The 8060-nt window shown below is 58.5% G+C and carries 8 protein-coding genes and 1 pseudogene; 3 read left to right on the top strand and 6 right to left on the bottom strand.

Going from position 1 to position 8060, the window contains the following annotated elements:
• Together ACH2EH_RS23945 and ACH2EH_RS23940 are read left to right on the top strand one after the other, a co-directional pair.
• A pseudogene (locus ACH2EH_RS23945) lies at window positions 1-3040 on the top strand (hypothetical protein); the annotation flags it as partial.
• Window positions 3041-3087: 47 nt separating this feature from the next.
• Window positions 3088-3888: a hypothetical protein gene (locus ACH2EH_RS23940; RefSeq protein WP_395145765.1), complete on the top strand. Its 801-nt coding sequence runs from the start codon at window positions 3088-3090 to the stop codon at window positions 3886-3888.
• Here ACH2EH_RS23940 and ACH2EH_RS23935 read toward each other — a convergent pair.
• The 6 genes from ACH2EH_RS23935 to panB are packed head-to-tail and all read right to left on the bottom strand — an operon-like array spanning window position 3803 to window position 7601.
• Window positions 3803-4534: a hypothetical protein gene (locus ACH2EH_RS23935; protein WP_395145763.1), complete on the bottom strand. Its 732-nt coding sequence runs from the start codon at window positions 4532-4534 to the stop codon at window positions 3803-3805. The genes ACH2EH_RS23940 and ACH2EH_RS23935 overlap by 86 nt on opposite strands.
• Entirely contained in the window at window positions 4531-4887 is a 357-nt protein-coding gene (gene panD / locus ACH2EH_RS23930) for an aspartate 1-decarboxylase (protein WP_395145762.1), read from the bottom strand. The genes ACH2EH_RS23935 and panD overlap by 4 nt, the downstream gene beginning before the upstream one ends.
• A complete protein-coding gene (locus ACH2EH_RS23925) occupies window positions 4884-5534 on the bottom strand; it encodes a phosphopantothenoylcysteine decarboxylase (RefSeq protein ID WP_395145760.1) in 651 nt (216 codons plus the stop codon). Before ACH2EH_RS23925 ends, panD begins: the two co-directional genes overlap by 4 nt.
• A complete protein-coding gene (locus ACH2EH_RS23920; protein ID WP_395145758.1) occupies window positions 5531-6052 on the bottom strand; it encodes a flavoprotein in 522 nt (173 codons plus the stop codon). The genes ACH2EH_RS23925 and ACH2EH_RS23920 overlap by 4 nt, the downstream gene beginning before the upstream one ends.
• Entirely contained in the window at window positions 6049-6819 is a 771-nt protein-coding gene (panC, locus tag ACH2EH_RS23915) for a pantoate--beta-alanine ligase (protein ID WP_395145756.1), read from the bottom strand. The genes ACH2EH_RS23920 and panC overlap by 4 nt, the downstream gene beginning before the upstream one ends.
• Complete coding sequence (panB, locus tag ACH2EH_RS23910) at window positions 6816-7601, bottom strand: 3-methyl-2-oxobutanoate hydroxymethyltransferase (protein ID WP_395145754.1); 786 nt, start codon at window positions 7599-7601, stop codon at window positions 6816-6818. Before panB ends, panC begins: the two co-directional genes overlap by 4 nt.
• A 211-nt stretch (window positions 7602-7812) precedes the next feature.
• Between panB and ACH2EH_RS23905 the strand changes: the two genes are divergently transcribed.
• Window positions 7813-8060, top strand: a 248-nt coding sequence (locus ACH2EH_RS23905) for a prepilin-type N-terminal cleavage/methylation domain-containing protein (protein WP_395145752.1), incomplete at its 3' end; no start/stop codon positions are given.

Here is an 8060-nt window from a genome sequence, read left to right as displayed (position 1 = left end):
CGTGGAAGCGCCGACGGAAGAGAGTGAGACGCCGCGCCGTGTCCGTGGCCTGCGCCGCACCCGCACTGTTGCCGCTCCTACCCTGATGGTTTCTGGCGACAATGCGCCCGCAGCACGTCCCGTCGAGATCTCCCAGGCATCGGAAGCCGCTTCCGCAGAGGCGAGCGCAAGTACGGAAGAGGGGACGCCACGCAGAGTGCGAGGCGGGCGACGGGGGCGCTTAGAGCCCACTGCCGCCGCTCTCTTGCCACCGCCCATTGCGGGCATGGCTGCGCCGGTGCCCGTGGAGCCACTGCCGGCTGTGTATGTGCCTCTCGCCGCTGAGGTACTCGCCAATCTGGCCGAGACTAAGATCGCCGTCCGTAAGGGCGTCGCCGAGCTGCTCATTGGGGGCGAACCGCGTCTGCCAATGCTCTTCTTTGTGAATACCGAGATGGGTGACGAGGCACTTCCCGTGGCGCAGCGCCAGATTCGTCTGGCCTACGAAGCGGGGGTACGGGTTTTTACGGTACTCTGTCACCTGCCGTGGAAGAACCGCGCCGGTGAGCGTCGCTACGATCTTCTGGATAGTATTCTCAAGTTTGTGAGCGAGAACGCGCCCGAAGCTCTGGTACTTCCGCGTCTGATCTTCTCCCCGCCCGCATCGTGGGTGCGGCAAAATCCGGGCGAGATGGTGCGCTACGCCAGCGGAGAGCAGGGCGATATCTCCCTGGGTTCCCGGCTATTCTGGGAGGGCGAGGCGGAAGAGGCGCTCCGCGCCGCCGTCGAGCATGTCGCACAGGGAGCCTACGCAGGGCGTGTCTTCGGGTTCTATCTGGAACACGGCGAGTGGCTTCATGAAAAAGGGGTCGGCTACGATCTATCAGATGCCAATGTCGCCGCGTTTCGGTACTGGCTCCGAGCCCGCTACAAGAACTCCACGGTTTCCCTGCGCTCGGTGTGGCACGATGGCAGCGTGACATTCGAGACGGCGCAGATTCCGGCTTGGCCGGTTCCTCAGGGAAGCGGCGTCTTTTTGGGAGCCAAAGAGACACGCTGGTCAGATTTTCACCGATTCATGAGTGAGCGGGTCAGCGAGGTCATCAATCGGCTTGCGAAGGCTGTGAAAGATGCCTCCGGTGGGCGGAGCGCCGTAGCGGTAAGCTGTGGCTACACACTGGAGCTCGCACGGACGAGCTCGGGCCATCTCGCGCTCGCCGATGTGCTCGCCTCACCAAATGTGGATATTATCACGGCACCGCTCTCCTACACGGGGCGCTTGCCCGGCGGCTCCGCCCCTCTACCGCTGCCGATTGAGTCCGTTGCGCTGGCGGGAAAGCTCTGCATCCTTGAGGACGATACCAAGACCTTTCTGGCGAGCGGGACGACTCCGGATACCTACAACCCGCACGTCTCCACCGTGGAGGGAACACGCGCCGTCCATGTCCGTAACTTTGGCGCGGCGCTCGCGCACGGTGCGGGAATTTCCTACATGGACCTCTGGGGCGAGGGCTGGCTGGACGACCGCGAGACGTGGGAGTTCCTGAGCGGCCTGCGCGAGATTGCTGATCTCTATGCTGTTCGACGCCGCAACCCACGGACCAAGTCCAACGCCGATCCTGATGTGGCTGTGATTGTGGACGAAGCGAGCTTCTTCGATGTGCGCGATGAGCGGCTCCTGGAAAACCTGATCTCGTCCCAGCGTGATGTGCTGCTTCGCTCCGGGGCACGGGTTGGTTTCTATCTTCAGTCCGACCTGACCCGCAAGAACTTCCCAGAGACTCCGCGACTGTTTATTTTCCTGAATGCTTTCCGGCTGGAGCCCGCCGTGCGCGCCGCGATCCGGGAGCGCTGGCAGGAGGATGGGCGCACCCTCTTATGGCTGTTCGCGCCCGGTGTTCGGGAGGAGAGCCTCGCGGAGCAGGCCGAGGTCTTCGGAATGCACCTGAAGCTTCAGCCCTTTGCCTCAAAGCTGGGGAGCCGAGTCTCCTCCGATGTGCGCTCGCCCCTCACCGATGCCCTGCGTGGCCAAAAACTGTCGGACGAAGTGCGTATCAATCCATCGCTCACCGTCTCGGACTCCCGAGCCCAAGTATTGGCGGAGTACGGCAATGGGAACCCGTCGCTGGCGGTTCGCAAGCACCCGCGCTGGCAGTCGGTGTTTATCGGGGAGCCAAGCCTGACGCAGGCACTACTGCGCGGTGTCTATCGGCTGGCTGGGGTACCCATCTACACGGTGGACGACGATGTGGCTTGGGTGGGCGATAATATGCTGTGTCTACACTCGGCACCAGGTGGCGGGACGACGGTCTATCTGCCGGAAGATTCCGCGATCCACGACTTTGTCTACGGGGAGACGCTGGCTCGCAGTGGACGTGGTGCACGGCTCTCCATGCCCTTGAACGGAACTCGCTTACTCTACTTCGGGCCGGCTGCCGAGGCGGAGCGCTTTGGGGCGGAGCCCGCCACTGCGCCCGTGGGCTTGACAGACAGTGAGCTTCCGCCACAGGTCGCCGCCTTTGTCTTCGAGACCCCTTCCGCGCTGGGAGCGGACACGATCTCCGCCGAAGATGAGGCAATGTTCCAAGCAGCCCTTGCGGAACTACCCACACTCTCCGAGGACGACGAAGACGAGGAGCCGGTCGCTCGGGTGGCACTGCCTCAAGTTGTTTCCATCACGGTCAAAGTTGTACCCGTCGCCGCCCCCGTGGCTGCGGAAGAAGCTTCCGCCGAGCGGCCTGGGCGCCGTCGCCGTGGCCGTGGTGGCCGTGATCGTCAGCGGCGGGACGAGGTGTCTGGTACACCGGACGTCGCACTCGATGCTACTGTCACCGAGGTTGACCCACCGCGTCGTCCCTCTCTGGAAGAACTATTGCCACTCTCGGAAACCCCTATTGAAGGGGAAGTCCCTCCCATTCCTGACGAGTTTTTGCCCCGCAATGAGTCCACAAATGAGTCCGCTGAACCGACCCGTCCCGCCCGACGGACAAGTGGACGGCGGCGGCGGTTGCCCCGTAGTGAGGGAGATGCCCCTGACACCGACGCTCCCGCAACGGAGTAAGAAACTAGCTCCCTGATAGGGGGCATCTGTTAGTGGAAACAGACGCAATGCGCAAAATTATTAAAAATATCTTATTGAAACTTGCCCCCGAAGTGGCAGGTGCCTGGTTTGACAAACGTCGGAATCAGTATATTCAGGCGTTTGAAAAGCGTATTGGGTTGACGGAACTTTCGCAACGGTATGTTGAGCAATGCGGTCTTGAGGTTCAGAATGGGCTGTTTGCGGGCATGAAGTACCTTCCTGAGGCGACAGGAAGTGTCTTTGTACCAAAGTTACTGGGATCCTATGAGGCTGAGATTGCTGAGGAACTCAAGAAGTTGCTGACGCGGGAATATGAAGTACTCGTTGACATCGGAAGTGCAGAAGGCTACTATGCAGTTGGGCTGGCATTCATTCAAAAGAATTTGAAAGTCTATGCCTACGACTCAGATACTCGAGCCCAAAAACTATGCCAAGAAATGGCCCTGCTTAATGGCGTAGAGGACCGAGTAACCGTTTTAGGCAAGACTACCTCTGAGAGTTTAAACCGTGTTTGTGGAAACAGAACCTTGCTGATTTGTGATGTCGATGGAGCTGAGCATCTAATTCTCGATCCCGAAAAGGTGCAGAAACTTAAAATGACAGATATTTTGGTAGAGACCCATGATTTTGTAGATAGCTCGATTACGCCTACATTGATAAAACGATTTGAAATGTCGCATGACTTATTGTTTATTGCTACTTGTGATAAAACCCCCAAAGATTATCCAGTCTTAGGATTTCTCACGGACGAGGAACAACGTAAAATTTTGGGTGAGTATCGCCCTGCGCCTCAGACCTGGGGAGTGTTTCGAGCACGTCAGCGCTAGTGTTACTATGGGCTACTTTATGATCCGCTCCCTTCACCAGAACCTCATCGGCGAGTGGTTTGGTGGGCAAGATATGCTCGTGTAAATTGGGTAGGTTGATCGTCTCCCAGATTGTTTTAATGTAGGCTTCCCATTCCGCGTGGGAGAGCTTCAGAAAGCGCGTGAAGTACGACGTCGGATCGGCGTGTGCCGCATTGCGCAAGCGTACCAGGCGCTCACGGTACCAGCGGAAGAGATCGATTTCTTCCGCGTGGAGGTAGATACGATAGTCAAGCTTGCCTTCGGTGAACGCGGGCTGGAGAGCATTGATTCCCTCTATGATCACAAGATCCGGTGTAGGGATCTCGCGCTGTGCGCCGGGCAAGATATCATAGATTTGGTGGGAGTAGACCGGGACGTGGGCGGGTTGGCCGTTGCGCAGGGCATCGAGAAAGGCTGTAAATGCCTCCGCATCATAGCTCTCGGGAAAGCCCTTACGTGTGAGTAAACCGCGCGCTTCCAGTGTGGCATTGGGGAGAAGAAAGCCATCCGTGGAGACTACCTCAACGGTCTTTCCCGTCGCACGCTCGCGCTCCGCCATCTGGGCTGCCAGCGTGCTCTTACCTGCCGCGACACTGCCTGCCAGTCCGATCAGTGTGCTTCTCACTGGTCGAATGTTTTCTCGATCACATTGCCCTCGCCCAGCAAGACTATTTTGGCTTGGTGCGTGTCGACCTCTTCCGAAGCAATCTGGGCGTAGGCGCAGACAATAAGCAGGTCGCCTTTCTGGACACGGCGTGCCGCCGCGCCATTGAGCGAGACCTCGCCGGGCGCACCCGCGATGACGTAGGTCGAGAAGCGCTCGCCATTATTGATATTGTAGATTTCCACTAACTGAAGGGGGCGGAGCTTGGCCGCTGCAATCAGTCCGGTATCAATGGCGATGGAGCCCTCGTAGTGAAGATCAGCCCCGGTGACAGTTGCACGGTGGAGCTTGGAGTAGAGCATCGGAATGGTCATAGCGCCTTAGCATACCCGATCAAGTGCGTACTGAGCGTTATGAGATCGGGAAGGGGCTCGCCAGGACCCTGTGCATCCCATAAAACAGCGCGTATTGTTTTCATCGTTTGCTGGTCGTTCTGGACAACCAAATCCGCGCCTGAGGCCAGCACTTTCTCAACTGCGTGGCGAATCTCCTCCGGGCTGGCTCCATCGGTGAGCTTGAAGCCTATCAGGCGTAGGTTCGGGTTGCGCGAGTACCCCTTAAGCTCCGGGAGAATCTTCTTGCCCGGCACCAATTCGACGGAGAGCTTGCTCGCCGAGCTGAGCTTTCCGGTGAGCGGCGCGGCGTGGCGCACGCCGTCCCTCATCACGCTCTCCACCACAAAATCGCTGACGGCGGCGGCATGGACGACGAGATCGAAGTGCTGCGTAGAGAGAAGCTCAAAGCAGGCAGAATCCAGATCGGCGACCGTAACAAAAAACTGCTCCGTGACGGTCAGATTTGGCCCTGTGGAGTGCTGTGCCCGGAGCAGGGTGACCGTAAATCCCGCCTTGCAAAATGCATCAGCCAGCGCTGCGCCTGTTGCGCCCGTGCTGGAGTTGGCGATTACCCGGACGCCGTCAATAGGCTCACGCGTCCCGCCCGAGGTGATAAGAACCCTCACCCTAGAATTGCTTTCAGAATCGCCTCGGGCTCCAGCAAGCGCCCCTCGCCGACATCACCGCACGCAAGATTTCCCGCGTCGGGGCGCAGCACGGTCACGCCGAGCGATTCAAGCTTTGTCACAGATTCTTGCGTGATAGGATGCGTCCACATCTTCGTATTCATCGCGGGCGCGACAAAGAGTGGCTTGGTAAAGTCATGGGTCAGCCATAAGTTACCCAGCAGATCATCGGCGACCCCCCCCGCCATCTTATTGAGCCGATTTGCCGTCGCCGGACAGAGCACAGAAATATCCGCCCAGCGGTTGATCTCAATGTGCTCCATCCAGCGCCCCGGGGCAAAGGTATCCGTCAGTAGCGCACGCCCTGAGAGTCCCTCAAGTGTCGCTGCCCCAATAAACTTCAAGGTGGACTCGCTAGCGACGCACTGAACGCTGTGCCCCGCTTGCGCCAGACGCGAGATGACCGTGCAGGCCTTGTAGCACGCAATCGAACCGGAGAGCTGAAAGAGAATGTTCATAAAGCCACGTTGTCAATCAGCCGCACCACCGGCCCGCCACCGTCGAGTGGTGGCGTGTGTACCGCACCTAGCCGTCGGCCCCAGTGCTCAGCGACATAGTCCACGGTGAAATCGAGAGCTTCTAGCTTCTGTGTTGCCTCGTCGCAAGAGAGCGTGAGGTCGGCGAGAATCGTTGCCCACTGGGCGGCTAGCGCACGTTGCGCGGGAGTCAGGCGGCGGTTGCGGCTGCTCATCGCGAGGCCATCAGGCTCACGAACTGTGGGGCAAGGGATAACTTGGGTGGGATGGTGGAGCGCCTCGGCCATTTCCTTGACCAGTAGGAGCTGCTGGAAGTCTTTCTCACCGAAGAATGCGGCGTCGGCCTGTATGCAGTTGAAGAGCTTGAGCACCACGGTGAGCACGCCGTCGAAGTGACCAGGACGGTGCGCGCCTTCCAGAAGCGTGCTCGTCTCGGTCTCCGTCACGCGGTAGCGGTAGCCATCGGGATAGAGCGTCTCGAAGGTCGGGGCGAAGACGAACTGACAGCCGCTGGCCTTAAGCATCTGGCAGTCGGCGTCAAACGTGCTGGGATATTTTGCAAAGTCGTCCGGGTTATTGAACTGGGTGGGGTTCACGTAAATGCTGGCCACGGCGTGCTCGCACTGTGCCAGCGCGGTTTTTACAAGCGCGAGATGCCCCTCATGCAGTGCGCCCATCGTCGGGACAAAGCCCACCGTTCCACTCGGGCGGAGCGTGTGCCACTCGGGGGGGGTGTGGAAGACCCTCACGCGTAGCTCTCTTTCTCCGTGGGAAAAGTGCTGGACTTTACGGCTTCGTCGTAGGCGCGCAGGGCAGTCACCGAAGCGCTGGCTACCTCACCAAATGCCCGTGCGAACTTCGGGGGCTTTTCCGTGAAGCCGAGCAGGTCGTGGAGCACGAGCACCTGGCCATCGGTGTCGGGGCCAGCGCCGATACCGATAGTGGGAATGCTGAGTGCCTCCGTGATGCGCTTACCCAGCGGCGCGGGGATGCCTTCGAGAACGATTGAGAAAACCCCAGCGGCTTCGAGCGCTTTTGCGTCGGCCAAGATGCGCTCGGCGGCGGCGTCCTCGCGCCCTTGGACTTTAAAGCCCCCAAATGCATGGATAAACTGCGGTGTCAGCCCGACGTGGCCCATCACCGGGACGCCGCCCTCCACTAAGCTCTGGATGATCTCCAAGTTACCTGCCGCCCCTTCGAGTTTTATGGCCTGCGCCCCGGCTCTCAGGAGTGCTTGCGCCGCGCTCACCGCCTCGCTCTGGCCTTTGCGGTGCTCCAGAAACGGCATGTCACCCACGATAAACTTTCCCCCTGCGCCCCGTGCCACGGACTCGGTGTGAAAGAGCATCATGGGGAGATCAGCGGCGAGCGTGCTGGGATGCCCGTGCACCACCATTGCCACGGAGTCGCCGACCAGAATACAGTCCAAATCCGTCTGAGCGACGAGCCGGGCGAAAGCGCAGTCATAGCAAGTCACAAAGCTGATGCGCTGATTGCCAGCTTTACGGCGGCGAAAGTCGGGTAGGGTCACAGCGTTTATTGTACCGCTTGCGAAAGCGGCTAGAGATTCCCTGTTGTCTTAATATAAAGTATGGGAAAACATATTTTTATGTTAAGTATATTTAATCTTTACTTTATGTTACCTTAATGGTTACAGGAGCACTTTGCTGATAACATTTTACGGTTTACTTCGCAGGCAGGGAAACTTCCTGTGAACAAAGAATTTAGGAGTTTAAAATATTATGAAGAAGCGCGCATTTACGCTTATTGAGCTGCTTGTCGTTATCGCTATCATTGCGATCCTCGCTGCTATCCTCTTTCCTGTGTTTGCACAAGCCCGTGAGAAGGCCCGACAGACATCTTGTTTGTCAAATCAGAAGCAAATTGGCCTTGGTGTTATGCAGTATGTGCAGGATTACGATGAAACCTACCCCACTGCCTACTACTACAAGAATAATACAGCTACTGTAAATGGTGGTTCGGCGGGTGG

This window comes from Armatimonas sp. (assembly GCF_043760365.1).
In the GTDB taxonomy this organism is placed as follows: Bacteria; Armatimonadota; Armatimonadia; order Armatimonadales; family Armatimonadaceae; genus Armatimonas.
This window is presented reverse-complemented; position numbering and strand designations above follow the sequence as displayed.

Coding starts and splice junctions, on each gene's coding strand:
- ACH2EH_RS23940 (WP_395145765.1), top strand. CDS start 3,088: ATGCGCAAAATTATTAAAAATATCTTATTGAAACTTGCCCCCGAAGTG.
- panD (WP_395145762.1), bottom strand. CDS start 4,887: ATGACCATTCCGATGCTCTACTCCAAGCTCCACCGTGCAACTGTCACC.
- ACH2EH_RS23920 (WP_395145758.1), bottom strand. CDS start 6,052: ATGAACATTCTCTTTCAGCTCTCCGGTTCGATTGCGTGCTACAAGGCC.